The following is a 26,358-nucleotide window of genomic DNA, read 5'->3' as shown; positions in this document are numbered from 1 at the left end:
ATTATCTAGGGGGAGAAAAAATGTACGTCCACGAGCTCGCCGACAAGCTGACGGATTATCGGCAGCAAACGTTTATGGAAGCACCGATGTGGTGGTATGCGGTTAAAGAAAATAGGCAGTGGAGCGATGCTGTTAAGGATCGCCGTTCCGTGCTTGAGGCCATTCAATCGCTATCTTCTACGACGCTTGCGGCGCTGAAAGCGGTCATAAAGCTTGCGGGGGCTGATCCAGCTCCTGAAGAGAAGCTTTTTCGCTTTGGCCCGAAGCTGGCGCGCATGTCAGGCGCGGAGTTTCGCTGGGCTCTGGCCGAATTGCAGCGCGGCGGGCTCGTATTTTCGGTAAGCCGCAATTGGGGCGAGCGCATTTATTTTGTGCCTCGTGACAGCTTTACGCTATGGCAGCAGCTGCTGTTTCCCTGTCATTTGGAGGCGAAGGACATGGATACTTTGGCAGATGGCGAAGTGCAGTTTCGAGCTTCCGGGAGGCTGCTGGGGCTTCAATTGCTTGATGCCTGGACGGAGCTTGCGCGAAGCGGGCTTGTGCTGACGAATAAAGGGATTTTGCCTAAAAAAATAATTGCCCGCCTAGGGATCGCCGTTACCCTTAGGGAGGAAAACATCGCCTGCTTGAATATATCGGATGATAGGGTACGCAAATACGGGCGCATGACTGCCTTTATTTTGGAAACGGCTATAAGGCTAGGTGTGCTGGAGGAGGAAGAGGAACGGCTCGTATGGGTAAAGGAAAAGCTGGAGCAGTGGCTGATTTTAAACAGCTTGGTGCGCGAAGCTTGTCTGCACAGCCTGATTGTGGAGTTTTATTTATATCGGCAGCCGCTTTTGGCACAGGGCACAGCTGCATTGTCTATGCTTGCCGCGGGGCATTGGTATGAGGCTCGTGAGTGGCTGCACGATGTGCAGAGCGAGGCTGCTGCAACGGCAATGGGTCAATTGGCTTTAGGTGATGAGCAGCAGCTGGTCGGTTGGCTGGATACGCTGCATGCTTTTGGTTGGCTTGAGCGGATAGAGCTGCCTGGGGATCGCAGCTGGTTTCGCTGGATGATTGATCCCCAGCAGGGGGCAGTTGATTCATGGGCACCGCTTCCAAATGAAAGTGAAGCTGTCATTGTGCAGCCAAACGGGGAAATTATCGTCCTTCCGGAATGCGACGGGCGTATACGCTGGGAGCTGGAGCTTATGGCCGAACGGGTAAGCGAGGAACAGCTAGGACTGTATCGGCTTAGCCGCAAGTCGATTGAACGAGCCCTTGCTTTCGGGAGATCGGAAGCAGCGATGCTTGCTTTTCTGGAATGGGCTTCCGGGAGCCCTGACGCGGCAGCGGAGGCAGCGCCGCTGCTGCGAGACTGGGGAGGCAAGCTGGATCAGCTAAGCAAACCAGTATCTGGCGGGGGCAGCATAGGAGAAGGCAGAGAGTATCCTTCCTTTCATAATAGCTCCCAGCAGTTTCTAACAGCTGATTTGCGGATGTATCCGGTTTATAAAATGGCTGTATATGGAGCAAGGCAGGAGGACTGGCTTGGCCATTACGAGCTTATCCAGCATGATGATGAGGACAAGCAGGGCAGCTATGCGGGGCTAAAGCAAATACCCGCGAGCTGGTTGAACCAGCGCCGCGCCTACCATCATTCCACAAGCCGGGAGATGATGGAGCGTGCGCTGCAGTGGCAAACACCAGTTGAGCTGCATCTGGAGGAAGAAATCGTTTCTTTTGTGCCTTGGGAGCTGCATGCGGAATCCAATAGCTGGTCGATCACGGGCAGCTTCTCGGGAGCGCAATATGGGGTAAGCGTGAGGTTGTCGCCTGAAAGCTGGCAGGCTATGAGGCTGCTTGTTCCAGGAATTAATTTTCATACATAAAATGGTATGTACTATTTAAGCTAGTATGCTATGATAGATAAGGAAGTAAGCGAATGAAATGAGGTGGAAAAATGCCTGCTACTAAGGAGCTCTCGGCTGTTCTGCCCATACACCCTGAAGGTGCAAGCGGTGTTTCTTCGCTCGATATGGCGTCGCTGCTGCTTTGTGCTTACGAGCTGGGTGATTGGATTAATCAGTCGGCTGAGGTTGCCGAATATTTATATTGGAAAGACGCAGTCAGCGAGGATGCTGATGTTAAGTCGCTGACCAGGAAGTTCGAAAAGGCGAAAGAGCTGTTTGAGGAATGCCAGCGTTTTGGTCGTTTTCATCCTGATTTTCATGCAGCTAAAGATAAAATTAAGGCGGTTGAAGCTGAGCTGGCTCAAATCGAGGCGGTCGTTCGTTTCAAATCGGCGGAGCAGGCTGTTGATACCATGCTGTTCGAGGTATCACGGACCATTGCAGAATCAGTATCGGATACGATTAAAGTGCCGAGCAATGAAGCAAGCGGCGGCGGTTGCGGAAGCGGCGGATCCTGTGGCTGTGGAAGCGGCGGCTGCGGCTAGGCGGCTCTGCTCGGTGTGAATTTTACACAGGTGGAGGGAATAGTATTGTTACCGGAACGGACGGGTTATATTATATGGGTCAGTGACCTGAAGGCGGCAAGATCGCTTGAAAAACACGGCACCGTTCATTACATGTCGCGCAAAATGCATTATGTCGTCATTTACGTAAATGCCGAACGTGCCGAAGAAGTGCTGCGCAATATTGGACGTTTGCCTTTCGTTCGCAGAATTGAACGTTCCTTCCGGAATGAGCTGCGAACGGAATACACGAAAGACAGTGAAGACAAAACAAGGTTTTACAGCATGTAGCTGCTAGAAGCGAACAGGCTGTGCGCAATAGCCCAGATGGGGACAACCCACCTGGGCTATTTTTTATGCTCAATATGATTCAGTATGATTATGAAATGAACCTCATCGAAGAGCGAAGCAAAAATCGGTTTCATGAAAGTAAAGGGATATGCTGAGTTTGCAAGCCTATGGCGGGTTCATAATCAGAACTGGAGCCGCGGAGCCGTCTCGTCAACTGTTATTTTTAAAATTCAGCATTTTTTCTGTTGTAAAATCGGTCAATCATGGTAAAATACTTGATATAATAGTCATAAAGGCCTGGTTCTTTAGGAGGAGGATTCGTGATGAAGGACAAGTTGACGAAACGTTGGAGCACCTATGAAACATTCTATGTCGATCTGGGCGATATGAAAGTTTCTGATATTGTCATTACGAATCATGCCCGTAGCCGCTGGATTGATCGTGTCGAGCATGAGAAAACGGGCTATGAGGACATCGCAGAGTTTTTGTGGGAATGCTTGAAGCAGGGCCGAATCGAGTCGTATTACCGCAATGAGCAGGATGTTTATTTAATTGACAATGATTTGGTATTCGTAGCCGAATTTTCGCCTTCCCTGACTGATACGGACATCTTGGGGAACCCGCTGCACAAAATGATTATCGTGACATTCCTTGGCCGAATGTCGGAGACGATGGAGCTACGAGATTTGAAATCCTATTATTCCTGGCTGCGCCATTCCCGGCGGATGACGCTCGTTAAAAATAGCCGCAAGAAAAAATAAACCAGCCCTTATACTTAATTAAAAAAGAAAGCGCATCTTCGATTCGCAAGCATGGTGAAGCAGCAGCTAGCCGTGCGATGAACGAGACTTGCGCTTTTTCGTGCGTTTTGGCCTAGCCATATAGTATAATGTAGGGCAGAGGAAAGGGTGGTCGGACAGATGGCGCTTAATTTTCATCAACTGCATATTTTTTATACCGTTGCGGAGCGGGGCAGCTTCTCGGCTGCGGCACAAGCGCTCCATATGACCCAGCCGGCGGTGACGATGCAGGTTCAGTCGCTGGAGGATTATTTTGGCACGAAGCTGCTGCTGCGCTCAACGAAGCGGATCGAGCTGACGGAAGCGGGGCAGGAATTGATGCCATACGCGAGACGCAGCATTGAGCTAATTAGAGATACAGATCAAGCGATGAGCTTGTTTACGAAGCAATTAAAGGGACGGCTGCTGCTTGGAGGCAGTTTGACAATAGGCGAATACATATTACCTCGGCTGCTTGGTCCCTTTGGGCAAGCTTATCCGGACATTGCCATCAGCATGAAGGTGATGAATACGGCGCAAATAATGGAGGATATTATTAATCACCAGCTGAATTTTGGTCTCATTGAAGCGCCAGTCAATCATCCGGATATGCAGATGGAGGCCGTCATGAGCGATGAGCTGCATCTCGTTGTGCCGCAGGGACATCCGCTAGCGGGGCGTACGGATGTGACGCTTACCGAGGCAGCGAGCTATCCTTTTGTGCTGCGCGAGCAAGGTTCAGGAACGAGGCTTGTGATGGAAGAGCAGCTTAAGCGCAAAAATATTGATCCTGCAGGTCTGAAGGTCGTCATGGATCTTGGGAGCACTGGCGCGGTAAAATGTGCGGTAGAAGCGGGCTTAGGCATTTCATTTCTGTCCTCCTCATCGACCAAGCATGAAATTGCGCTGGGCTTGCTGCATAGCGTGCCGATTGTGGATACGAAGTTTAAACGGCAGTTTTATTCCATTTATTTGAAATCTGCGCTGCTGCCGATTTCTGCGGTCACTTTTTTAACGTTTCTTAGGGAAAATGATTTGAGGAAATGGCTATGAGGAGTGAAGTTATGGGAAAGGTAGATTTACATACACATACGACAGCTTCGGACGGTACAGGCTCTCCCAGCAGCAATGTGCAGCTTGCAAAGGCAGCCGGTCTAGCAGCTATTGCGATTACCGACCATGATACGATGGCTGGTGTGGAAGAGGCACTGGCGGAGGGTGAGCGTGTAGGCATCACGGTGGTGCCGGGAGTAGAGCTTAGTACGATTGCAGATGGTCAGGACATACATGTGCTCGGCTATTATGCGAATTGGCGGGATGAATTATGGCAGCAGCGTCTTACGGGGCTGCGTTCTGTCCGCGACATTCGCAATGAATTAATTGTTGCCAAGCTGGTAGAGCTGGGTATAGACATAACGCTTGCGGAGGTTACGGCGGTTGCACTGGAGCACTCTGGGGGCGCGGTCAGCGGGAAGACGGTAGGCCGTCCGCATATCGCGGAGCTGCTCGTTCGTAAAGGAGCAGTCTCCAACATGCGGGAGGCGTTTGACCGTTATCTTGCTTCGGGAAGCGCTGCCTATGTCAATCCGCCTCGTGTAAATCCCTATGAAGCGATTACTTGGATCAAAGAAGCGGGTGGCGTGAGCGTGCTGGCTCATCCTGGCCTATACGGCAACGACGAGCTGGTGGAGCAATTGATACGCAGCGGCGGCGTTCAGGGCATTGAGGTGTATCACTCTGACCACGGGCCGCAGGAGGAAGCAAGGTACTTGCGTCTTGCTGAGCAATATAGCCTGATTATAACCGGAGGCTCTGATTACCACGGCGAACGGGAAGGCAAAGTATTTCACGGCGCAATCGGCAGCCGGACGGTGGATGTGGGTGTCCTGAAGCAATTGAAGTCTGGATTGAACGACGTGAATTTGTAAAAATAGATCTTAATAAACAAAAAGGACGTGACCAGCTGTGCTTAGCAGCGGGTTCACGTCCTTTTTTTAAATATAAGAATATAAGTATCGCCCTTATAATCGGCGTATATTTCACCCGCGAAACGGTTGCTTTACCGCCAGAGGACGGCGATAGCCGTTTGCACTTTGCACTTGTGGCGTGTAGGCAAGGTTAGATGGTGCAGATGAGGCTGACCTTTTGAAGCCTACTGTTTTAGCTAGGTGATTTTTGAAGGCAGTGCTTTAATGCGCTGTTCGTCTGGCGTAATGAAAAGCGTCTTCTGATGGTCATAGATGACGAAGCCAGGCTTGGCTCCGCTCGGCTTATGCACATGGCGAATCATCGTATAGTCCACCGGGATCATACTGGACGATCTTGCCTGACTGTAATGCGCCGCCAGCATAGCCGCCTCTTCAAGTGTAGCATCGCCAAAGCTGCCTCCGCGAATGACGACATGCGAACCCGGGATGTCCTTCGTATGCAGCCAGGTGTCGGAGGAAGAAGCGAGACGGTTCGTCAAATATTCGTTTTGCGTATTGTTTTTGCCTACATAAATCGCAATGTTTTCGGAAGAGGTGTAGCAGAGCAAGGAAGGGTGGGCCGCCTTTTTGCGTTTTGGCCCACGCTTGCTGCTGCGATCACGCAGGTAGCCCTGCGCAACCAGCTCCTCGCGAATTTCCTCCGTGTCGGCAAGCGACGCATTGTCGAGCTGCTGAAGCAGGGAGGACAAATAATCAATCTCTGCCTTTGCCAGCTCCATCTGTTCCCCAACGACAGCGATGCTGTTCTTATGCTTCGTATAGCGGCGGAAATAGCGCTGTGCATTGTCGGACGGCGTGAGCTGCGGATCAAGCTCAATTGTGACCGTCGCTTGATTTTCATCATAAAAGTTAACTAATGTCGCTACTTTATCCCCACGCTGGATTTGATGCATGTAGGCGGTAAGCAGCTCGCCAAGGACGCGGTATTTATCGGCATCATGCGCGTCAACCAACGTTTCTTCCAGCTTGTTTATTTTTTTAATATTTTTGGATTTTTCGTTTTGCACAAAACGAATCAGATCGGAGGCGCGCTGCTTCACCGTATCCCGTTCGGCTTTGTCGCCATAGAAGGCCTCAAGCATTTCGCTGACGGTAGGGAAGCTTGCGGTTTCCCCTTCTAAATGCGTAAGCGCTGTGACGGAGAAATACGGCTTGCCTTTAGCATTCGTCACGATGGCAGGCTCAAATTCGCCCTGCTTTGCTTTGTCCATTAAAGCAGAAAAGCTCGGCCATAAGGCTGCTGCGGAATCATTGGCGCGGTACGCAATCTCCTTGGCGAGCAGCGGACTTAAACCGCTGAAAGCTTCTACCAGCTGCTGAGAAACGGGAGCATCTGCATTAGCTTGCTTCACCGCTGCTGGCGCGCTGTCAGCTTCATCGTCAGCTGCTTGCGTGTGAGCTGGCTCTGGCTTGTGGAACGCTTCGTGAAACTGGTCTTCTCGGGCAATGGAAAACGGGTCAAGCTTTCCTTGGTCTGGGGGAGATACATAGCTGCTGCCCGGCATGACGATGCGGAAGCTGCTGATGGATGGCGTGACATGATGGATGCCGTCATGGATGATACCCGTAGCCGGATCCAGTAAAATAATGTTGCTGTGCCGCCCCATAATCTCAATAATAATGCGTTTCAAGGATAAATCACCGAGCTCGTCGCGGTGCCGAATATCGATATGTATAATTCGTTCCCGTCCGATCTGGCTAATCGCTTCAATGACGCCGCCCTCGCAATATTTGCGCAGCAGCATGCAAAACATCGGGGCTTCCATTGGATTGACATAAGTGCCCGTTGTCCAATGAAGCCGCGGATACGTAGGATTGGCTGAAAGCAGCAGCTTGCCGCTCATTCCGGCTCCGCGAATGCTGAAAATAAGGTCGTTTGCTGTCGGTTGGTGGATTTTATGAATGCGTGCGCCGATGCAGCGCTGCAAATCATCGGTTATTGCATGTATGACAATGCCGTCTAAGGCCATATTTCGCTAGCTCCTTTATGTTTCAGGTCACTCAGGGTTCCTGAAATCGGTACGTATCTCTCTATCATGCCATAGTTGAGGCAAAAACTTAACCCCTTGTTGGGATATTTTGCGGGTTGTCCGAATACATTTAGGCTTGAGAGGCTGTCCGAGGGGCGCTGAGGCATATACGGGAGGGAAAAGAAGCGATGGAACAATTGAAATGGCATCAATTGGGTAAAGGGGAGCTGACGCAAGCGCTGAACAGCATCCCGGAGCAGGGGCTGGCTGCCGCTGAAGCGGCGGAAAGGTTGCAGCGGGATGGGCACAATGAGCTGACCGAAGGCAAGCGGGTATCGCCGATCATGCTGTTTCTTAATCAGTTCAAGGATTTTATGGTATTGGTGCTCATGGGCGCTACTCTTATATCGGGGCTTCTGGGCGAATATTTGGACGCGGTAACGATTATCGCTATTATCGTCATTAATTCCGTGCTCGGCTTCGTGCAGGAGTTTCGTGCAGAAAAGTCGCTGCATGCGCTAAAAGAGATGTCGGCCCCATCGGCCAAGGTTTTGCGCGGCGGGCAAATGATGGACATTCCAGCGAAGGAACTGGTCGTTGGCGATGTCATCGTGCTGGAGAGCGGGGACCGGATTCCGGCTGATGTGCGGCTGCTTGAGGCGAATAGCTGCTATACGGAGGAGTCGGCTCTAACCGGCGAGTCTGTGCCTGTCGGCAAGCATGCGATGGCGATCTCTGAGGCGGATCTGCCGCTCGGAGATCAGCGCAACATTGGCTTTATGGGCACGATGGTCACACGGGGCACCGCGAAGGGCATGGTCATTCGTACCGGAATGAAGACGGAGATGGGCACGATTGCTGAGCTTATCCAGCAGACGGAGTCGATGGAAACGCCGCTGCAGCACAGGCTGGAGCAGCTTGGAAAAATTTTGATTGCCGTCGCCATCGGCCTGACGATTATCGTTGTTGCAGCAGGAATTTTGCATGGGCAGCCTGCATATGGCATGTTTTTGGCTGGCGTCAGCCTTGCTGTTGCGGCCATTCCGGAAGGCCTGCCCGCTATTGTGACGATCGCACTCGCGCTCGGCGTGCAGCGGATGATTAAGCGCAAGGCCATCGTCCGAAAGCTGCCGTCGGTGGAGACGCTTGGCTGTGCCTCGGTTATTTGTTCAGACAAAACAGGTACCCTGACCCAAAATAAAATGACCGTCACGACCATTTGGATGGGCGGACGGCGCTTCGATGTAACTGGGCAGGGCTATGAGCCCGTCGGCGCCATTATGGAGGGCGGGGAGCCCGTTGATATGAAGCACGACGCCTCGCTTAAACGGCTGCTGCAAATTGCGGCGCTGTGCAACAATGCTTCGATTTATCAGATGGAGCCGGAGGAAGGACGCAAGCGCAGTGGCAAAAATGCAGGGGCAGCGAAGCAGGAGTGGGTGCTCAATGGCGATCCAACCGAAGGAGCGCTCGTTGTGCTGGCAGCGAAGCTCGGCTTGACCGCCAAATCGCTGGAAGGACTGTACAAGCGTGAGCGTGAGTTCCCGTTCGATTCGGAGCGCAAGCTGATGTCGGTGCTCGCATCCCATCAAGGAGGACGCGTCATTTATGCGAAAGGCGCTCCAGATGTGCTCATGCACCAATGCAGCTATGTGCTGTGGGATGGCAAGGTTGTGCCGTTCACAGGCACGCTTAAGAAGAAATATGCTGAGGCCAGCGAAGAGATGGCCCAGTCAGCGCTGCGTGTGCTTGGTCTCGCTTACCGTGACCTGCGGGCGACTGATAAATGCAATAGCGAGACGGAGGCGGAGAGCCAGCTCGTATTCGTCGGGCTTACTGGCATGATCGACCCGCCGCGCCGCGAAGCGAGGGAAGCGATTGCGGTATGCCGCCGCGCAGGCATCAAGACGGTGATGATTACGGGTGATCACCAGTTGACTGCAGAAGCCATTGCTGGGCAGCTGGGCATTATGCCTCGCGGCGGCATTGCGATGAGCGGGAAGCAGTTGGAAAGCATGAGCGATGAGCAGCTTGATCGTCTCGTTGACAATGTATACGTCTATGCCCGCGTATCACCGGAGCATAAGCTGCGCATCGTCAAGTCGCTTCAGCGCCAAGGGCATGTCGTTGCAATGACAGGGGATGGAGTAAACGATGCTCCAGCCATTAAAGCAGCGGATATCGGTATTTCCATGGGGATTACAGGAACGGACGTATCCAAGGAAGCGTCCGCCCTTATTTTGAGCGATGACAATTTTGCTTCCATTGTTTCTGCCATTGAGGAGGGGCGGAATATTTATGAAAATATCCGCAAATTCATACGCTACTTGCTGGCCTCCAATGTTGGCGAAATTATGACGATGCTGCTTGCGATGATGGTAGGCTTGCCACTGCCGCTCGTGCCGATTCAAATTTTATGGGTCAATCTGGTGACCGACGGGCTACCGGCGATGGCGCTTGGCGTCGATCAGGCGGAGAAGGATTTAATGAGCCAGAAGCCGCGTTCGGCGAAAGAAAACATTTTTGCCCGCCGCCTTGGCTGGAAAATCATTAGCCGCGGCTTGCTGATCGGCTTATGTACACTGGGGGCATTCTGGATTACGCTGATCGAGGCGCCGGGAAGCACCGAGCATTTAGTAAAGGCGCAGACTGTTGCGTTTGCAACACTCGTAATGGCGCAGCTCATTCATGTGTTTGACTGCCGCAGCTCGCGCTCGATTTTTCACCGCAATCCTTTGCAAAATCGTTATTTGGTGCTCGCCGTATTATCGTCGCTCATTATGATGCTTGGTGTGCTGTACATTGAGCCGCTGCAGCCTATTTTCAAAACGGTGCCGCTTGGCCTGCGCGAATGGTGTCTTGTCTTTGTTGCAGCGGGAATTCCGACGTTCCTTATGGGTATTGGCAGCGTGCTGGGCACATCCAAGCCTAAAAACAAATCGGGCAAGCTGACGTTTGGCTCCAAAATGTCGACGAGATAACATAAAAGTACAAATGTTGATGTATTTAGTGAATAGTGTTTATCCAAGCTTTGCAGTATGCTATCATTAATCAGAATCTTTTATTTATCAATGATAGCCGCGGCAAAGGAGCGTAAATATAATGAACTTCACTAAAATGCATGGATTAGGAAATGATTTTATCGTTATTGAAGGCGAGCAGCAGCTACCTGATAACGCAGCACAGCTTGCTATCGATTTGTGCAACCGATTTTTCGGTATTGGCGCAGACGGTCTCGTATACATTTTGCCTTCGGATAATGCGGATTTCCGCATGCGGATCATTAATTCTGACGGCTCTGAAGCAGAGCAATGCGGCAACGCCATTCGCTGCGTCGCAAAATACGTTTATGACAACGGCTTGACTAATAAAGAACTAATTTCGATTGAAACGCTAGGCGCAGGTGCGCAGGCGGTACAATTGAGAGTAGAGGGCGGTAAAGTTCAAACCGTTCGCGTAGATATGGGCGAGCCGATTTTGAATGGCCTGGCGGTGCCAACTACGGTTGACCAGGAGCAGGTTGTAGAGCATCCGATTGAAGTAGACGGCCATGAGTTCCGCTTTACTGCTGTATCTATGGGCAATCCGCATTGCGTAATCTATGTAGATGATGCGGCTAATTTCGACTTGGCAGCATGGGGGCCAAAGCTGGAGACTCACCCGATGTTCCCGCGCAAAATCAACGTGGAATTCGTAACGGTCAATTCCCGCGAGCATACGGAAATGCGCGTATGGGAACGCGGTGCTGGCCCGACGCTTGCCTGCGGTACTGGCGCTTGCGCGACGGTCGTTGCTTCGGTGCTGAATGGTTATACAGACCGGACGGCAACGGTAACGCTTAAGGGCGGCGATCTGCTCATTGAATGGAATGAAGCGGACAATCACGTATATATGACAGGGCCAGCGGCTGAAGTTTTCCGCGGCTCTTTATAAGGCGGATACGGCTATGGGAGAAATGAACAGCAAACCGGATTTGCGTTCAGCAATCGCTGAGCGCATCTTGACGGGGGACGGCGCAATGGGAACCTATCTTTATCAGATGGGGTTCCCTGTCGGCGTTTCCTATGAGGAATTTAATATTTTGCGCCCTGATGTAATCGAAAATGTTCACCGCCGCTACTATGAAGCGGGAGCACAGGTTATTGAAACGAACACGTTTTCGGCAAACCTGGAAAAACTGTCGATTTATGGCCTAGAAGCGGAAATGGAAGCGATTAACCGTGCCGGTGTCCGCATTGCCCGCGCTGCATCCGGACCGGATGCTTACGTAGTAGGGGCGGTCGGCTCGATTCGCGCCGGAAAGCTTAAAAATACAAGAACCGTCCGCGTCAGCGATGCATATGAGCGCCAAATGGCGGCGCTGCTGACAGAAGGCGTTGACGGCTTTATGCTTGAAACGTTTTACGATCTTGACGAAATGCTGCTGGCATTGCGGATTGCCCGCAAGCTTACGGATATTCCCGTCATTTGCCAATTTGCAGTTGAAGACGTTGGCCGTACGCAGGATGGCGTCAGCCTGAGACAGGCGTTCGACCAGCTTACCGAGGAAGGCGCAGATGTCGTTGGCTTTAACTGCCGAAGCGGCCCGAATGGGATTATGAGGGCGATGAAAGCGATTGAAGGGGAAGCAACATGGCCGCTGTCGATTTTTCCGAACGCTGGTATTCCTGACTATGTGGATGGCAAATATACGTATGCGGCAACGCCGGAATATTTTGCAGCGTCTGCCCGCGAATTTGCTGATTACGGAGCACGTATTGTTGGTGGCTGCTGCGGTACGACACCTGAGCATGTCGCTGCTATGGCAGCAGCGCTGAACCATTATTCACCGCAAAGCGGTTCACAGGCAGCTGGAGAAACGGCTGTTGCAGAAGCAGAGACCCTTGTTATTAATCAACAACCACCAGTGAAACTGGAAATTCCGGATGTTATTGTGCCAACTGAGCCGAACATCGTGGATACGGTTCGTGAGCGTCATACCGTTATTGTAGAGCTGGACCCGCCTCGCGATTTGGATATTAGCAAGTTTATGGCGGGAGCAGCAGCACTGAAGGCATGTGGAACGGACGCGGTTACGATGGCGGATAATTCGCTTGCAGTTACGCGCATGAGCAATTTGGCGCTCGCTGCGCTTGTGCAAGAGAAGGTCGGCCTGCGTCCGCTTGTGCACATTGCTTGCCGAGACCGCAACTTGATCGGTACGCAATCCCACTTGATGGGTCTTGATGCGCTGGGCATTGACCATGTGCTTGCTGTAACAGGCGATCCGGCACGCTTTGGTGATTTGCCGGATTCCAGCTCCGTGTATGACTTCACCTCCTTTGAGATGATCCGCATGACGAAGCAGCTTAATGAGGGGATTGCCTTCTCGGGCAAGCCGCTGAAGCAAAAAGCGAATTTTATCGTCGGTGCCGCTTTCAATCCGAATGTGAAGCATTTGGACAAAGCGGTGCAGCGTCTGGAGCGGAAAATCAAATCCGGGGCCGATTACATTATGACTCAGCCGGTCTACGACACGGCTTTGATTAAGCAAGTGGCAGAGGCGACAAAACATCTTCCGATTCCTGTGTTTATCGGTATTATGCCGCTTGCGAGCGGGCGCAATGCCGAGTACTTGCACAATGAGGTGCCGGGCATCCAGCTGTCAGATGAAGTTCGCCAGCGGATGGCTGGACTTGAAGGGGAAGCGGGGCGTGCTGAAGGCGTCCGTATTGCCAAGGAGCTTCTGGACGAGGCAGTGCTCCATTTCAAAGGCATTTACCTGATTACGCCGTTTATGTTCTATGATATGGCAGTACAGCTTACGGAATATGTTTGGGAGAAAACAGGCGTTCATCGTTAATAGTATTGAAATGAATAAGGGGAAAGTGCTATTTTCATAAATATAAGCATTTATAAGTTTCACATTTGTAAATGGGCTTATATTTCACCGCGAAACGTTAGCTTTGCCGCCAGAGGACGGCGACAGCCGTTTCACCTTGGTAGAATTTGCGCTTTGCCCTTGTTCGTTGCGCCAAAATCATTTAAGATGTATACTAATGAATACTGCCTCCCTGACTGTTTGGAATAACAAGTCGAGGACAGGCTGTCGTACAGTTCGGATGTTGTTTATACGTCCGCCTAGCGGAAAACGTATGCCCCGGACTTTTTTCGTCAACAATAATGCAATAGTTCTGCCGTTATTTGGCAGGTGGAGTGCATTCATCGTCCAAATACTTATACTTAATATCTTGTTTATTCGGGCAGTTGCACGAGGGAGACCGGAGGGGGAGCTTACTTGGCTATTAAACTAATTAATATTGGCTTTGGCAACATTGTGTCAGCCAACCGCATTATTTCAATCGTGAGCCCCGAATCGGCGCCGATTAAGCGGATTATCCAGGAAGCGCGCGACCGTCATATGCTTATTGACGCCACATATGGAAGACGTACGCGAGCGGTAATTATTACGGACAGCGACCACGTTATTCTATCAGCAGTACAGCCGGAGACGGTAGCACACCGTCTTTCCACTAAGGATGACGATAACGACGAATAGTACGGGGAGTCTTATGAATAAGGGATTGTTAATTGTATTGTCCGGTCCATCCGGCGTAGGTAAAGGGACGGTATGCTCCGTTCTGCGAAAAAAGATGCCTAATCTCGTATACTCTGTTTCGGCGACGACTCGTTTGCCACGGCAAGGGGAAATTGATGGCGTAAACTATTTTTTTAAGACCCGAGAGCAGTTTCAGGAAATGATGGCTTGCGATGCCTTGCTGGAGCATGCGGAGTATGTCGGCAATTGCTACGGTACGCCGCGCGATTTCGTTGAACGGACGCTGGCAGGCGGTCAGGACGTCATTTTGGAAATCGAAGTTCAAGGCGCTTTGAAGGTTAAGGAAAAGTTTCCGGAAGGCGTGTTTATTTTCCTCGTGCCGCCATCTTTGGATGAGCTGAAGCAGCGCATTACAGGGCGTGGCACGGAGTCGCAGGACACGATCAATCACCGGATGACGGTGGCGGAAGAAGAGATGAATCTGCTTAGCCATTATGATTATGCGGTCGTAAATGATGAGATTGAAGCCGCTTGTCATCGGATTGAGAGCATCCTTACCGCCGAGCATTGCAAGGCAAGCAAATATTTAGCGGAGCTGGGCGAGCTGCCAGCTGCAATCGAGAAAGCCTAAGCGAGGAGATGGAACATGTTATACCCTTCTATTGATGAAATGGTTAAGAAAGTCGACAGCAAATACTCGCTAGTCGTTGCAGCATCCAGACGCGCGCGCATGCTGCGCAATGGGGAAAAATCCGAGCTTAAATCGCCAAGATCGGCGAAATTTGTCGGTGTAGCTCTTGAAGAGATTTACGGCGATATCGTTGTCGTAGAATCGAAGGAACCGATCGACGAGTAGGCTGCTGGCCCTTTAGTCAGCTTATGTGCAGTTCAGGAGAGCAACCGTCATCTATGGCGGTTGTTTTTTTGTTTCGGAAACTAGGGTGTCCATACAAACCAAAATGGGGCCGCAGCTCCTTACTCAGCGCTTATTTGAAACCAATCTGAGATCTGATGGAGGCTTAAGGAAGCTCAGCATGCGAGTGTAGCAGGGCTGCACAGCTCGGTATACGCTACCTCCGTTTTGAAGGACTGAGGTTCCGCTAATCTGGCTTTTTAGACGATTTGAGGCCGTAAGCGGACAGGAAAGCCGTTATGGCCCTCGTCAGCCTATCTAAATACCGTTTGGCAGCGAAATAGCGTCTCCTGAGTCCACGGCCTCTGCCATAACCATCATTTGGTTGAAATAGCTGCTGCTGTGTCCGCCAAAAGCCCAGGCACAAGGCTGCCTTTCAGGGGCGCAGCTCCTATTGTTGTTTGCAGCTAAATTCAGTCAGGATCAGTAGCTGGATTTTTTACGTTTTCATACGCGCCCTAGAGTGAGTAAAAGACCATCCTGGACCATCCTTCGTACAGGATGGTCTTCGTATTATCAGGTTAGCCAGAATCTTCTGGTTGGCCTTTTTCTATGTGTGAGGTTATTCGCGATCTGCAAGGTCTTGCTGAAAACGGCGCAGGCTGCACGAGTCGGGAGTAAATGCGAAGACCCAACCATCCCAGCTGTGAGGGGCCTAATGATGGGCCTAGTGAGAGGCTTAGCATGTAAAAATCATGTTGTTATTGCCTTGTGTGATTACTTGTATATAAATCTTTGTTTTTGTTTGAAATAAATATATTCAAAGATAAACAAATATGATAGTATTAAAACAAGCAAAAACAAATATGATTTCGGAGGTTTGCAAAATGGTACAATCTTTATGGAATGCCTCTCTTGCAGCAGAAGTTGAAGCAGGTTTGGGTGAACTCGTATACCGTTCTAATATTATTGGCACTGATCGCCGTGTATGTAACTGGGGGGGCGGTAACACTTCCTCGAAAACAATCGTAAAGGACTTCCGCGGCCGTGATGTAGAAGTAATGTTCGTTAAAGGCAGCGGTTCTGACCTTGCATCAATGAAAGCAGGTAATTTTACAGGTTTGCGCATGGAGGATATTCGTCCATTGTTCGAACGTTCGGAAATGTCGGATGAAGATATGGTAGCGTATCTGGTTAACTGTATGATCGATTCCAAGCACCCGCGCGCTTCTATTGAAACGCTGCTGCATGCGTTCCTGCCGTTCAAGCATGTGGATCACACGCATCCGGATGCGATTATTAGCTTGTGCTGCGCAGACAACGGCAAAGCGGTAGCGAAAGAAATTTTCGGCGACCGTTTCGTCTGGGTTCCATATGTACGTCCGGGCTTTACCCTTTCCAAAATGATCGCGGAGGGCGTGCTCGCTAATCCAAAGGCTGAGCTTGTGCTTATGGAGAAGCACGGTCTGGTTACTTGGGGCGAGACGTCAGAGGAGTGTTATGCAAAAACGATTCAAATCATCAGCGAGGCGGAAGCCTACATTGAGGCACGCGTGGATGAAGCCAAGCTGTTTGGCGGCGTGAAGCATGAGGCGCTGGCGGCTGACGTCCGCAGAAGCATCGCGGCACAAGTGATGCCAACGATTCGCGGAGCAGTTAGCGACGAGAAAAAAATGATTTTGACATTCGATGACGAAGCCGATGTGCTGCAATTTGTAGGCGGACACAATTCCGGTGTCGTTTCCCAGGTAGGCGCTGCTTGCCCAGATCACCTCGTTCATACGAAGGTCGTTCCGCTGTTTGTGGATTGGACACCGAACGCGGACGATGTAGAAGGACTTAAAGCGAAGCTGAAAGAAAGCGTTGCTGCCTATAAAGAGCAATACAAAGCGTATTTTGAACGCAATAAGCATGAAGGCGATGTTATGTTTGAAGCGGCTCCACGCGTTATTTTGATCCCGGGTGTCGGCATGATCAATACCGGAAAAAGCTGGGCTAACTCGAAAGTCAGCGGCGCGCTTTACCACCGTGCAATTGCGGTTATTAGAGGAGCGACAGCTCTGGGCGAGTTCGTATCGCTTAGCGAAAATGAATCCTACAATGTTGAGTACTGGCCGCTTGAGCTTTACAAATTGTCGCTTGCTCCGGCTGAAACTGAATTCTCCCGTAAAGTGGCGTTTATTACAGGCGGTGCTGGCGGGATCGGCAGCGAAACAGCTCGTCGCCTCGTTTCTGAAGGCGCGCATGTGGTGCTTGCGGACTTGAATCTGGAAGGCGCTGAGAAAGTAGCGGCCGAAATCAATGACAAGTATGGCGAAAACAGGGCGATTGCCGTTAAAATGGATGTAACGAGCGAAGAGCAGGTTACTGCTGCTTATGCGGCTACTGCGCTTGCTTTCGGCGGCGTTGATATTATCGTCAACAATGCGGGCCTTGCTACATCTAGCCCATTTGACGAAACTTCGCTCAAGGAATGGAACCTGAACATGAACGTGCTTGGCACAGGCTATTTCCTTGTCGCTCGTGAAGCGTTCAAGCAAATGAAAGCACAGGGTATCGGCGGCAACATGGTATTTATCGGCTCGAAAAACTCGGTATATGCAGGTAAAAATGCATCGGCTTACAGCTCCGCTAAAGCGCTTGAAGCACATTTGGCTCGCTGTATTGCAGCTGAGGGCGGCGAATTCGGCATTCGCGTCAACACGGTACTGCCGGATGCTATTTTGCAAGGCTCGGCGATTTGGAACGGCAGCTGGCGCAATGAGCGCGCAGCAGCTTATGGTATTGAGCCGGATCAGCTGGAAGAATATTACCGCAAGCGTACGACGCTGCTGGTTAATATTTATCCGCGTGATATTGCCGAAGGCATTGCTTTCTTTGCTTCATCGAAATCGGAGAAGACGACTGGCTGCATGCTGACGATTGACGGCGGCGTTCCGGCAGCGTTTACCCGCTAAATTTATTAGGAGAGATGCGGATATGTATAAAGCTCAGGGAGAAAAGCATTGGTTTATACCGGACGGTTACATTCCAGAGACGAGCTCCGGCTCGCTGCCTAGCCATGAGTCCATCTGTGTACTGAATACTTCGTCAGAAGAAGCATTGCTGCGCATTACGATCTTCTTCGAGGATCGTGACCCAATGAACGATATTCTTGTCGTGATTCCTGCCAGACGTACCAAGCATGTCCGCACCAGCTCTTTAGGCAAAAACGGAGTGCCGATTCCAATCGGCGTTCCGTATGCCATTGAACTGCAAAGCGACATTCCGGTCATTGTACAGTACAGCAGACTCGATTCCACGCAAGCGGAAAATGCATTAATGTCAACGATGGGCTATCCAATTAAATAATATAATATTTTATAGTGGAAGGGTGTTTGAACATGTCCGATCGCGCGTATCAGCTATTGGAAGAACAGCAGAAGGCTAGAGGGATTAATCTGGATGCCGTCAAAGAGCAATTGAAAACGCTTAAAATCGAAACGCCTTCATGGGGCTATGGCGATTCAGGTACGCGCTTCAAGGTTTATCAGAAGGAAGGCGTTCCACGTACACCATTCGAGAAAATCGAAGATGCAGCGCAGGTTCACCGTTACACCGGCCTTGCGCCATCGGTTGCCATTCATATCCCATGGGACAAAGTAGATGATTACAGCAAGCTGAGAAGCCATGCGGAAAGCCTAGGCCTCAAGATCGGCGCAGTTAATCCGAATTTGTTCCAGGAAGACGAGTACATGCTCGGCAGCGTAACGAATGCAAATGAAAAAATTCGCCGCAAAGCGACAGACCATTTGCTGGAATGTGTGCAAATCGCTAAAGAAACAGGCTCGCGCGATATTAGCCTCTGGTTTGCAGACGGCACAAACTATCCGGGCCAAGGCGATATTCGGAAGCGTAAAGCATGGATGCAGGAATCGCTTTCTGAAATGTACCGTGCACTTGATCCTCATATGCGGATGCTGATTGAATATAAATGCTTTGAGCCTGCTTTCTATCATACCGATCTCGCAGATTGGGGCATGTCGTATAACTTGGCGATGAAGCTTGGACCTCAGGCCGAGGTGCTTGTGGATACTGGGCATCATCTGCAAGGCGCGAACATTGAGCATATCGTTGCTTACCTGATTGACGAGAAGCGCCTGGGCGGATTCCACTTTAACAGCCGCAAATATGCGGATGATGATCTCATCGTAGGAACGACGAATCCTTATGAGCTGTTCCTGATTTTCTATCAAATTTTGCTGGCTAGCCAAGATAATGATGAGGCAATTCGCAACAACGTTAGCAATATCGCCTATATGATTGACCAATCGCACAGCATTGAGCAGAAAATTCCAGCGATGCTGCGATCGGTACTGAATGTACAGACGCAATTCGCGAAAGCACTGCTGATCAATCATGATGAAGTAACTGATGCTCAAAATAGAGATGATGTGCTTGGCGCTGAAGATGCGGTTCGCAAAGCGTTCGAATTCGACGTTACGCCGCTGCTGCACGTGGTTCGCGAGGAGCAAGGCTTGCCGCTAGATCCAATGCGCGCGTATTTGGACAGCAGCTATGGCAAGGATATTTTAGCGAGAGGCAAGGGCGGTGCCAGCTGGTGACCATTCTTGCTTACGATTTAGGGGCGAGCAGCGGAAGAGCGCTGCTTGGCCGCCTCGTCAACAACAAAATCGAAGTGGAAGAAATACATCGGTTCTCGAATGATCCGGTACAAGTGGGAGAGCGTCTGCATTGGGACGTTCTTCGCTTGTATTTTGAGATCAAACAAGGCTTGGTCAAAGCGGGGCAGTTGAAGGCAGAGCCGCAAAGCATCGGCATCGATACATGGGCTGTAGACTTTGGCCTTATTGGAAGCAGCGGCGAGCTGCTGGGAAATCCTTATCATTATCGCGACGGCCACACGGATGGTATGATGGAGAAGGTTTTTAAGGCGATTCCGCAGACGGATATTTTCGAGCGGACGGGCATTCAGTTTTTAAGCTTTAATACGATATACCAGCTCGCTGCTTTACAGCAAAATGGATCACCGATGCTGCGTGAAGCCCAGCATTTTCTTATGATTCCAGATTTGCTGAGGTATTATTTGACGGGCGATATGCTTAATGAGTTTTCCAATGCGACAACGACTCAGCTGTTTAATCCGCTAACAGGAGATTGGGATGGCGAATTGATTGAACGCCTTGGGTTGAATCGCAGTATGTTTGGACAGGTTGTTCAGCCGGGAGCGGATGCCGGGCGTATTCGTTCCTCCGTGAGCGCCGAGCTTGGCGTTGGGAGTATCCCAGTAATCGCCGTTGCTGAGCATGATACAGGATCTGCGGTTGCGGCTGTACCCGCCCTTCAGCGTCCATTCGCATATTTGAGCTGCGGAACCTGGTCGCTGATGGGGACAGAGGTAGAGCGTCCAGTCATTAATGAGACAGCCTATCGCTTGAACTTTACAAATGAAGGTGGCGTAGACGGTACGTACCGCCTGCTCAAAAACATTATGGGCCTCTGGATTGTCCAGGAGCTGAAGCGTGAATGGGATCAAGCGGGGCGCGGCCAATCCTTTGCTGAGCTTGTCAAGCTGGCGGGAGAAGCGAAGCCTTTCACTGCTTTCATCGATCCGGATGCAGCGGTGTTTTTGCCTCCAGGCGGCATGGAAGCACGTATTCGCACCTATTGCGAGCAGACAGGGCAGCAGCTTGAGCGCAGTCCAGGTGCAATTGTGCGTTGTGTATTGGAGAGCCTCGCGTTAAAATATCGTTATGTGCTGGAATTAACAGAGCAGCTTTCCGAGCAGCAGTTCAATGGTCTGCATATGGTAGGCGGCGGCATTCAAAATAAGCTGCTATGCCAGTGGACGGCTAATGCCATCGGCAAGCCGGTGTGGGCAGGGCCAGTTGAGGGCAGCGCAATCGGCAATATGATTGTGCAATGGATTGCCCGCGGCGAGCTGGCCGATATTTGGGAAGCGCGCAAGGTGATTCGGGATTCCTTCGAGGTGGAGCATTACGAGCCGACGGAGCAGCAAGCATGGCAGGACGCTTACGGCCGGTTTACACAGGTGACGGGGCTGTAGTTTTTTGAAAGAAAGGAGGGCGGCTTATGCTGGTTGCGGAGCGTTATGAAAAAATCGTACAGCTGGTGAATGACAGAGGCAGTATAAGAGTGTCCGAGCTCAGCGAGCTATGCGGCGTAACGGAGGAAACGATACGGCGCGATTTGGATCGCTTGGAGCAGGCAGGCAAGCTGCGGCGTTCGCACGGCGGCGCGGTGAACGTGAAGGATCAGCAGCCGGAGACGCCCTTTACCGAGCGGGAAATTACTCATGCGGAGGAAAAACGGCAAATTGCGCAGGAAGCGATTAGGCTCATTAAGCCAAAGGACCGGATCGTACTGGATGCCAGTACGACGGCCTGGTATATGGCTTCGCATTTGCCGGATATACCGCTCACGGTATTGACCAATTCCATTAAGGTCGCGCTGGAGCTGAGCTCGAAGGAGAAGATTGAGGTTATCTCAACTGGCGGGCTGCTCGCTTCGCGTTCGCTGTCCTACGTTGGGCCGCTAGCGGAACGCTCGCTCGATGCGTATTACGTCGATAAGCTGTTTTTATCGTGCAAGGGCGTGCATTTGGAGCGGGGAATTAGCGAGTCAAGCGAGCTGCAGGCGCGCATTAAGCTGAAAATGATCGGCATTGCCGAGCAGGTCGTACTGCTGGCTGATTCCAGCAAGTTCGGCGTACAAGCTTTTACACAGGTGGCAGAGCTGAGTGAAGTCCATTCCATTATTACGGACAAACGGATTGGGGCGGACACCGTTGCCGAGCTGAAGGCAAGATCAATGGATTTGACGATTGTGTAAGGTGGCGTTCTAGCAGGCGGGACTTGTCAAAAGGCTGTTGGGAAGTGTTTGCAGCATACGGATTATTCCCAGACGTTTTGCAGTCCCGCTTGCTTTGTCCAACTTGTCTGACAACCTGATATTATACATTTGTTATTCATCCGAGCAAAAGAGGTGCTAAAGGTGAAAGTATCCCTATTTATTACATGTTTGAGTGACGCGATGTATCCTAGAGTTGGTGAAGCGATGGTCCGGCTGCTGGCGAAATACGGCGTACGGCTTGATTTTCCAACGGTGCAAACCTGCTGCGGCCAGCCGGCCTTTAACAGCGGCTATTGGAAGGAAGCGCGGGAATCAGCGAAGACGATTTTGGACGCTTTTGAAGACAGTGATTTTGTCATTTCTCCATCCGGCTCCTGCACAGGAATGATTCATCATTATCCGAAGCTGTTTGAAAATGATCCTGTCATGCTCGCACGAGCGAATAAGCTCCAGCAGAAGTCTTATGAATTCACGCAGTTCCTCGTTCAGGTGCTTGGGGTGAAGGATGTAGGTGCGGTGTACCCGCACAAGGTGACCTATCATCCTTCCTGCCACGGCAGCCGCCTGCTTGGCATTAAGGAAGAGCCAATGGAGCTGATGCGGCACGTCAAAGGTATGGAGCTTGTGCCGCTGCCGTTTGCAGAGGACTGCTGCGGGTTCGGGGGAACGTTCGCCGTCAAGATGGCGGATATATCTGGCGCAATGGTGACGGAGAAGGCGGACCATGTGCTGGAAACGGAAGCAGAGGTGCTCGTCGGTCTTGATCTTGCCTGCCTGATGAATATCGCCGGAAATTTGCGTTACCGCAACGAACCGGTGAAAGTGATGCATTTGGCTGAGCTATTGTATGAAGGGGTGAAGCAGGCATGAGTGCACCAGCAGGAACGAAAGTGCCGCCTACGGTCAAAGGCCGGGCAGATTTGGCGTTAAACGACGAGTTTTTGCGCAAGGCCGTTAAATTTACGACAGAGCGTCTTCGCAACGGCAAGCAAGCAGCTACAGCCGAGCACGGCAACTGGGAAGATTGGCGCGAACGCGGACGGCAAATTCGTCTGCATACGATCGCCCATCTAGACTATTATTTAAATTTGTTCACTGACAATGCAAGGGCGAATGGCGTTCATGTGCATTTTGCTTCGACGGCGGCCGAGGCGGTTAAGGTTTCGCTTGCGATCGCCAAGCAGGTAAAGGCGAAATCGGTCGTAAAATCCAAGTCGATGGTTACGGAAGAGCTGCATCTCAATCATGCGCTGGAAGGGCTTGGAATTGAAGCGATTGAAACCGACTTGGGCGAGTATATTATTCAGCTTGCGGGCGAGACGCCTTCGCATATTATTATCCCAGCCATTCATAAGAACCGCTTTCAAATTGCGGAGCTGCTGTCCAAGGAAGCGGGCGAGACGCTTGAAGCGGATACGACGATATTGGCGGGCTTCGTCCGCAAAAAGCTGCGGGAGAAGTTTCTTGAAGCGGATATCGGCATGACGGGCTGTAATTTTGCGATTGCTGAAACCGGGTCGATGGTATTGTTTGAAAATGAAGGCAATGCGCGTATGGTGACGACGGTGCCGAAAACGCAGATTACACTTATGGGCATGGAACGGATTATTCCTTCCTGGTCGGATCTTGAAGTAATGGCAACGCTGCTGCCGCGTTCAGCCACTGGGCAGAAGCTGACGATGTATATGTCCGGCATTACCGGACCTCGCCGCGATGTGGACGCCGATGGGCCTGATGAGATGCATATTATTATTGTAGATAATGGGCGTTCGAACCAGCTTGGCGACCCCGAGTTTCAGGAGCTGCTCAATTGCATTCGCTGCGGCGCCTGCCTTAATGCTTGTCCGGTATACCGCCACATTGGCGGTCATGCCTATGGCGGAACGTACAGCGGACCGATTGGCGCAGTGCTCACGCCTGCGCTCCAAAAAAATGTCGGCGATTGGGATGATATTGCCAACGCCTCCAGCCTGTGCGGCGCCTGCTATGAAGCATGCCCGGTCAAAATCCCGCTGCATGAAATGCTCATTTATTTGCGCAGGCGCAAGCAAGAGGGTGGACATCGCGATTTGGCGGAAGCGGGGGGCATGAAAGGATTTTCAGCTATTATGGGCAATTCGGGCCGCTTTAAGGGCGTAGTCAAGCTGGGCAAGCTGGGACAGAAGCTCGTTTCACGCAACGGCGAAATACGGCTTAAGCTGGGGCCGCTGAAGGGCTGGAACAGCTACCGTGTTACGCCAAGCCTGCCGAAGCAGTCATTCCGAGATAAGTGGGGCACGCTCGAAGAGGAGCTTCGCCATGGTCTGAATGAGCTAAGCCCAGATGCGCGCAGCCGGATGGAGCAGCTCGTTCGCAGCAGAGAGCAAGATGGAGGAGGGCATGGACATGGCTGAACAGACGCATGAGCAATGGCTGGAGGAGCTCGCGGCGGATTCCCGCCGCAAGCAGGAAGCTTTTATGAATGATATCGCAAATAAGCTGGGACGTCCGCGCGTACTAGAGAAGCCGGTGCATCCGTTCCGCGGTGCCCCGGACTTCTGGCAGGAGTATGAATGGACACTGGAAGAGCGTATTGAACGTTTTACCACGAATTTTCATAGTAATGGCGGACATGTCAGCCATTTGTCCACGATGGACGAAGCGAAGCAGTTCATTAGCGATAAGGCAGCGGAGCTTGGCGCGCGTTACATTATAAGGCAAAACCAGCCGGAGCTTGCCGGGATGAAGCTGGAAGAAGCACTTCCTAACGTGAGCTTAAGCGTATGGAACAGCGATGAAAATGAAAATTGGAAAGCGCGCGCGGCAGAAGCGGATTTTGGGGTTGTTGTGGCTGATTACGCGGCTGCCTATACGTCATCCATTGCCGTTTTGTCGGGAAAGGACAAGGGGCGCTCAGTAAGCCTGCTCCCAACTGTTCTCATCGTCATTATTCCGCTTGAGCGGCTGAAGACGAAGCTGGGTGAGATTTTAATTCCGATGGATGACGCGGGCCGCGAGAGCTTGCCGGCGGGCGTTCATTTTATTTCAGGGCCAAGCCGATCGTCCGATATTGAAAACGACCTGACGATTGGTGTTCACGGTCCCGGCGTCGTTTATGCGCTGCTGGTAGGATAGGATTTTGGGCTATTTTTCAAGTGAGCTTAGGAAAAGGAGGCGGGCGGCTTGCAAGTAACGAAGCTGACAAAGCGGAACCATTACGAGGAAATTACGGCGCAAATTAAACGTATGATCGTAGATGGAGAGCTTAAGGTCGGAGACAAGCTGCCTTCCACTAAGGAGATGTCCGAGCGCTTTGGGGTGGGGCGGTCTACGACTAGAGAGGCGCTTAGTGCGCTTAAAGCGATGGGGCTGATTGACATTCGCCAAGGTGGCGGCTGCACGGTCATAAGCACGCTGCCCTCGGAGTTTGAGCTGCCCGAGCTGCAATCGCTGCGTATGAATCGCCAAACCTTATTGGCGCTGCTGGAGGCACGCCAGTCCTTCGAGGTATCGAATGCCGCTATCGCTGCGTCTAAACGGACGGAGGAGGATCTGGCTGTATTGAGGGAGCTTGTCGTCCAAATGAAGGCAGCCGCAGGCAATGATCTGGAAGGGGAGCGCACCGACCTGCTATTCCATTTGACGCTTGTAAAGGCGACGCATAATACGATTTTGGTGCAGCTGTTTGAGACGGTCATGAATCAGGTGGAAACCGCCATTCGTGAAATTCGCAGGGTGGAGCTGTATGCGAACCGCTCGGTTGCGGAGCAGCTTTATGAGGAGCATTTGGCCATTTATAAAGCGGTTGAAGTACAGGACGCCGAAGCGGCGTCGCTGTCGATGCGGCAGCATCTGCATCACGTCGAAAGCATTTTGATGAAATATGTGTGACCAGCAGCGGCATTTCTGACGAGTATAATCGTCAAGGATTGCCGCTTTGCCATTAAAGCTGCTTTTCCATATGCACACAAGCCACATGCTCTCCAGATGGCCTGAATCTTAATGAGATATCAAAAGGCTTATAGCCTAGCTTTTTGTAAAAAAGTATTCCTCTCGTATTCGTGTTATGGCATAAAAGGTTAAGCTTCTTTACTTTTAATTTTTCTTTGGCGATCATTTCCATCGTTTTGATCAAAAATCCCGCCGCTCCCTTGCCCCGATAATTAGGTGAGACAATGACATTGCCCAGCCAGCAGTCGTTGTTGTCATCCTTGTAAAAGTTGGCGTAGCAGGCAACGTTCTCCCCGTCTGTAATGACGGTCGGCTTCAGCCGGTTAGGGAGATTTTTTACTATTTGCTCAGGCGTTAAAGGGTAGGCGGCCGACGGAAACATATAAAATAATTCATCTTCGTTTTGTGGAAAAGAAGAGATGGTCGAAAGATCGCTCGTTTGCAAGGAGCGGTACGTGTACATATAATAAATCCCCCCCCCCCATTTCAAAAAAATGTTTTTTGCATATGTCTTAATTATTATGTATTCCTTTTTAAAAGGCTAGATGAAATGATAATGTTGATATTATAGAACGTTTGTTCTAAAATGGTGATGTTAGACTGGTTGGTCAACTGTCCATATGGACAAGAGAGCTAGGGATTGATCCAATATAACCCAATTTTGTAGGTAGAGGT

Annotated in this window: 23 protein-coding genes; 21 read left to right on the top strand and 2 right to left on the bottom strand. The window is 51.1% G+C overall.

Going from position 1 to position 26,358, the window contains the following annotated elements; genetic code table 11:
- Positions 1-20: 20 nt before the first annotated feature.
- The 6 genes from ACSR9A_RS21940 to ACSR9A_RS21915 all read left to right on the top strand — a co-directional run bounded on the left by ACSR9A_RS21940 (position 21) and on the right by ACSR9A_RS21915 (position 5,459).
- Positions 21-1,877 carry a helicase-associated domain-containing protein gene (locus ACSR9A_RS21940; protein WP_473759459.1) on the top strand — a complete coding sequence of 619 codons (1,857 nt, stop codon included), beginning with the start codon at positions 21-23 and terminating at the stop codon, positions 1,875-1,877.
- A 71-nt stretch (positions 1,878-1,948) separates the two neighbouring features.
- A complete protein-coding gene (locus tag ACSR9A_RS21935) occupies positions 1,949-2,443 on the top strand; it encodes a YlbF/YmcA family competence regulator (protein ID WP_473759458.1) in 495 nt (164 codons plus the stop codon).
- A gap of 45 nt (positions 2,444-2,488) precedes the next feature.
- The gene (locus tag ACSR9A_RS21930; RefSeq protein WP_046230587.1) at positions 2,489-2,752 is read left to right on the top strand and encodes a YlbG family protein; all 264 of its coding nucleotides are present in this window, start codon (positions 2,489-2,491) and stop codon (positions 2,750-2,752) included.
- A 323-nt stretch (positions 2,753-3,075) separates the two neighbouring features.
- Positions 3,076-3,513 carry a hypothetical protein gene (locus ACSR9A_RS21925; protein WP_046230588.1) on the top strand — a complete coding sequence of 146 codons (438 nt, stop codon included), beginning with the start codon at positions 3,076-3,078 and terminating at the stop codon, positions 3,511-3,513.
- Between the two features lie 159 nt (positions 3,514-3,672).
- Entirely contained in the window at positions 3,673-4,584 is a 912-nt protein-coding gene (locus ACSR9A_RS21920; protein WP_341282344.1) for a selenium metabolism-associated LysR family transcriptional regulator, read from the top strand.
- Positions 4,585-4,595: 11 nt separating this feature from the next.
- On the top strand, positions 4,596-5,459 hold the full coding sequence (locus tag ACSR9A_RS21915) for a PHP domain-containing protein (RefSeq protein ID WP_473759457.1): 864 nt from the start codon (positions 4,596-4,598) through the stop codon (positions 5,457-5,459).
- Between the two features lie 236 nt (positions 5,460-5,695).
- Here ACSR9A_RS21915 and ACSR9A_RS21910 read toward each other — a convergent pair whose 3' ends face one another.
- Entirely contained in the window at positions 5,696-7,489 is a 1,794-nt protein-coding gene (locus ACSR9A_RS21910) for an Rqc2 family fibronectin-binding protein (RefSeq protein WP_473759456.1), read from the bottom strand.
- Positions 7,490-7,677: 188 nt separating this feature from the next.
- Between ACSR9A_RS21910 and ACSR9A_RS21905 the strand changes: the two genes are divergently transcribed.
- The 15 genes from ACSR9A_RS21905 to ACSR9A_RS21835 all read left to right on the top strand — a co-directional run bounded on the left by ACSR9A_RS21905 (position 7,678) and on the right by ACSR9A_RS21835 (position 25,623).
- Positions 7,678-10,470, top strand: coding sequence for a calcium-translocating P-type ATPase, SERCA-type (locus ACSR9A_RS21905; RefSeq protein ID WP_473759455.1), 2,793 nt, complete (start codon positions 7,678-7,680; stop codon positions 10,468-10,470).
- 121 nt (positions 10,471-10,591) lie between these two features.
- Positions 10,592-11,422 (top strand): diaminopimelate epimerase, encoded by an 831-nt coding sequence (dapF, locus tag ACSR9A_RS21900; RefSeq protein ID WP_473759454.1) that lies wholly within the window; start codon positions 10,592-10,594, stop codon positions 11,420-11,422.
- 13 nt (positions 11,423-11,435) lie between these two features.
- The gene (locus ACSR9A_RS21895; protein WP_473759453.1) at positions 11,436-13,331 is read left to right on the top strand and encodes a bifunctional homocysteine S-methyltransferase/methylenetetrahydrofolate reductase; all 1,896 of its coding nucleotides are present in this window, start codon (positions 11,436-11,438) and stop codon (positions 13,329-13,331) included.
- 435 nt (positions 13,332-13,766) lie between these two features.
- Positions 13,767-14,027: an extracellular matrix/biofilm regulator RemA gene (gene remA / locus ACSR9A_RS21890; protein WP_005548256.1), complete on the top strand. Its 261-nt coding sequence runs from the start codon at positions 13,767-13,769 to the stop codon at positions 14,025-14,027.
- A 13-nt stretch (positions 14,028-14,040) separates the two neighbouring features.
- The gene (gmk, locus tag ACSR9A_RS21885) at positions 14,041-14,658 is read left to right on the top strand and encodes a guanylate kinase (RefSeq protein WP_341282350.1); all 618 of its coding nucleotides are present in this window, start codon (positions 14,041-14,043) and stop codon (positions 14,656-14,658) included.
- 15 nt (positions 14,659-14,673) lie between these two features.
- Complete coding sequence (gene rpoZ, locus ACSR9A_RS21880; protein ID WP_341282351.1) at positions 14,674-14,883, top strand: DNA-directed RNA polymerase subunit omega; 210 nt, start codon at positions 14,674-14,676, stop codon at positions 14,881-14,883.
- Positions 14,884-15,767: 884 nt separating this feature from the next.
- Complete coding sequence (locus ACSR9A_RS21875) at positions 15,768-17,837, top strand: bifunctional aldolase/short-chain dehydrogenase (RefSeq protein WP_473759452.1); 2,070 nt, start codon at positions 15,768-15,770, stop codon at positions 17,835-17,837.
- 22 nt (positions 17,838-17,859) lie between these two features.
- Positions 17,860-18,231 (top strand): sensory rhodopsin transducer, encoded by a 372-nt coding sequence (locus tag ACSR9A_RS21870; RefSeq protein WP_341282353.1) that lies wholly within the window; start codon positions 17,860-17,862, stop codon positions 18,229-18,231.
- A gap of 32 nt (positions 18,232-18,263) precedes the next feature.
- Positions 18,264-19,484 carry an L-rhamnose isomerase gene (rhaI, locus tag ACSR9A_RS21865; protein WP_473759451.1) on the top strand — a complete coding sequence of 407 codons (1,221 nt, stop codon included), beginning with the start codon at positions 18,264-18,266 and terminating at the stop codon, positions 19,482-19,484.
- Entirely contained in the window at positions 19,481-20,947 is a 1,467-nt protein-coding gene (locus tag ACSR9A_RS21860) for a rhamnulokinase (RefSeq protein WP_473759450.1), read from the top strand. The genes rhaI and ACSR9A_RS21860 overlap by 4 nt, the downstream gene beginning before the upstream one ends.
- 26 nt (positions 20,948-20,973) lie before the next feature.
- Positions 20,974-21,732 (top strand): DeoR/GlpR family DNA-binding transcription regulator, encoded by a 759-nt coding sequence (locus ACSR9A_RS21855; RefSeq protein ID WP_473759449.1) that lies wholly within the window; start codon positions 20,974-20,976, stop codon positions 21,730-21,732.
- Positions 21,733-21,894: 162 nt separating this feature from the next.
- Positions 21,895-22,623, top strand: coding sequence for a (Fe-S)-binding protein (locus tag ACSR9A_RS21850; protein ID WP_430154505.1), 729 nt, complete (start codon positions 21,895-21,897; stop codon positions 22,621-22,623).
- A complete protein-coding gene (locus ACSR9A_RS21845; protein ID WP_341282358.1) occupies positions 22,620-24,146 on the top strand; it encodes a LutB/LldF family L-lactate oxidation iron-sulfur protein in 1,527 nt (508 codons plus the stop codon). The genes ACSR9A_RS21850 and ACSR9A_RS21845 overlap by 4 nt, the downstream gene beginning before the upstream one ends.
- Complete coding sequence (locus tag ACSR9A_RS21840; RefSeq protein WP_473759448.1) at positions 24,139-24,867, top strand: LutC/YkgG family protein; 729 nt, start codon at positions 24,139-24,141, stop codon at positions 24,865-24,867. The genes ACSR9A_RS21845 and ACSR9A_RS21840 overlap by 8 nt, the downstream gene beginning before the upstream one ends.
- 48 nt (positions 24,868-24,915) lie before the next feature.
- Positions 24,916-25,623: a FadR/GntR family transcriptional regulator gene (locus ACSR9A_RS21835; RefSeq protein ID WP_473759447.1), complete on the top strand. Its 708-nt coding sequence runs from the start codon at positions 24,916-24,918 to the stop codon at positions 25,621-25,623.
- Positions 25,624-25,675: 52 nt separating this feature from the next.
- On the opposite strand, the gene ACSR9A_RS21830 is transcribed toward ACSR9A_RS21835, so the two are convergent.
- Positions 25,676-26,146 carry a GNAT family N-acetyltransferase gene (locus tag ACSR9A_RS21830; RefSeq protein ID WP_473759446.1) on the bottom strand — a complete coding sequence of 157 codons (471 nt, stop codon included), beginning with the start codon at positions 26,144-26,146 and terminating at the stop codon, positions 25,676-25,678.
- Positions 26,147-26,358: the final 212 nt, after the last annotated feature.

This window comes from Paenibacillus sp. R-74696 (assembly GCF_055814915.1).
Note: the sequence above shows the minus strand (reverse complement) of the source record. Positions and strands in the feature narration are given on the sequence as shown.

Bases quoted from the DNA above. Each gene is read 5' to 3' on its own strand.
- ACSR9A_RS21940 (WP_473759459.1), top strand. From the start codon at position 21: ATGTACGTCCACGAGCTCGCCGACAAGCTGACGGATTATCGGCAGCAA.
- ACSR9A_RS21935 (WP_473759458.1), top strand. From the start codon at position 1,949: ATGCCTGCTACTAAGGAGCTCTCGGCTGTTCTGCCCATACACCCTGAA.
- ACSR9A_RS21925 (WP_046230588.1), top strand. From the start codon at position 3,076: ATGAAGGACAAGTTGACGAAACGTTGGAGCACCTATGAAACATTCTAT.
- ACSR9A_RS21920 (WP_341282344.1), top strand. From the start codon at position 3,673: ATGGCGCTTAATTTTCATCAACTGCATATTTTTTATACCGTTGCGGAG.
- ACSR9A_RS21915 (WP_473759457.1), top strand. From the start codon at position 4,596: ATGGGAAAGGTAGATTTACATACACATACGACAGCTTCGGACGGTACA.
- ACSR9A_RS21910 (WP_473759456.1), bottom strand. From the start codon at position 7,489: ATGGCCTTAGACGGCATTGTCATACATGCAATAACCGATGATTTGCAG.
- ACSR9A_RS21905 (WP_473759455.1), top strand. From the start codon at position 7,678: ATGGAACAATTGAAATGGCATCAATTGGGTAAAGGGGAGCTGACGCAA.
- dapF (WP_473759454.1), top strand. From the start codon at position 10,592: ATGAACTTCACTAAAATGCATGGATTAGGAAATGATTTTATCGTTATT.
- ACSR9A_RS21895 (WP_473759453.1), top strand. From the start codon at position 11,436: ATGGGAGAAATGAACAGCAAACCGGATTTGCGTTCAGCAATCGCTGAG.
- gmk (WP_341282350.1), top strand. From the start codon at position 14,041: ATGAATAAGGGATTGTTAATTGTATTGTCCGGTCCATCCGGCGTAGGT.
- rpoZ (WP_341282351.1), top strand. From the start codon at position 14,674: ATGTTATACCCTTCTATTGATGAAATGGTTAAGAAAGTCGACAGCAAA.
- ACSR9A_RS21875 (WP_473759452.1), top strand. From the start codon at position 15,768: ATGGTACAATCTTTATGGAATGCCTCTCTTGCAGCAGAAGTTGAAGCA.
- ACSR9A_RS21870 (WP_341282353.1), top strand. From the start codon at position 17,860: ATGTATAAAGCTCAGGGAGAAAAGCATTGGTTTATACCGGACGGTTAC.
- rhaI (WP_473759451.1), top strand. From the start codon at position 18,264: ATGTCCGATCGCGCGTATCAGCTATTGGAAGAACAGCAGAAGGCTAGA.
- ACSR9A_RS21855 (WP_473759449.1), top strand. From the start codon at position 20,974: ATGCTGGTTGCGGAGCGTTATGAAAAAATCGTACAGCTGGTGAATGAC.
- ACSR9A_RS21845 (WP_341282358.1), top strand. From the start codon at position 22,620: ATGAGTGCACCAGCAGGAACGAAAGTGCCGCCTACGGTCAAAGGCCGG.
- ACSR9A_RS21840 (WP_473759448.1), top strand. From the start codon at position 24,139: ATGGCTGAACAGACGCATGAGCAATGGCTGGAGGAGCTCGCGGCGGAT.
- ACSR9A_RS21830 (WP_473759446.1), bottom strand. From the start codon at position 26,146: ATGTACACGTACCGCTCCTTGCAAACGAGCGATCTTTCGACCATCTCT.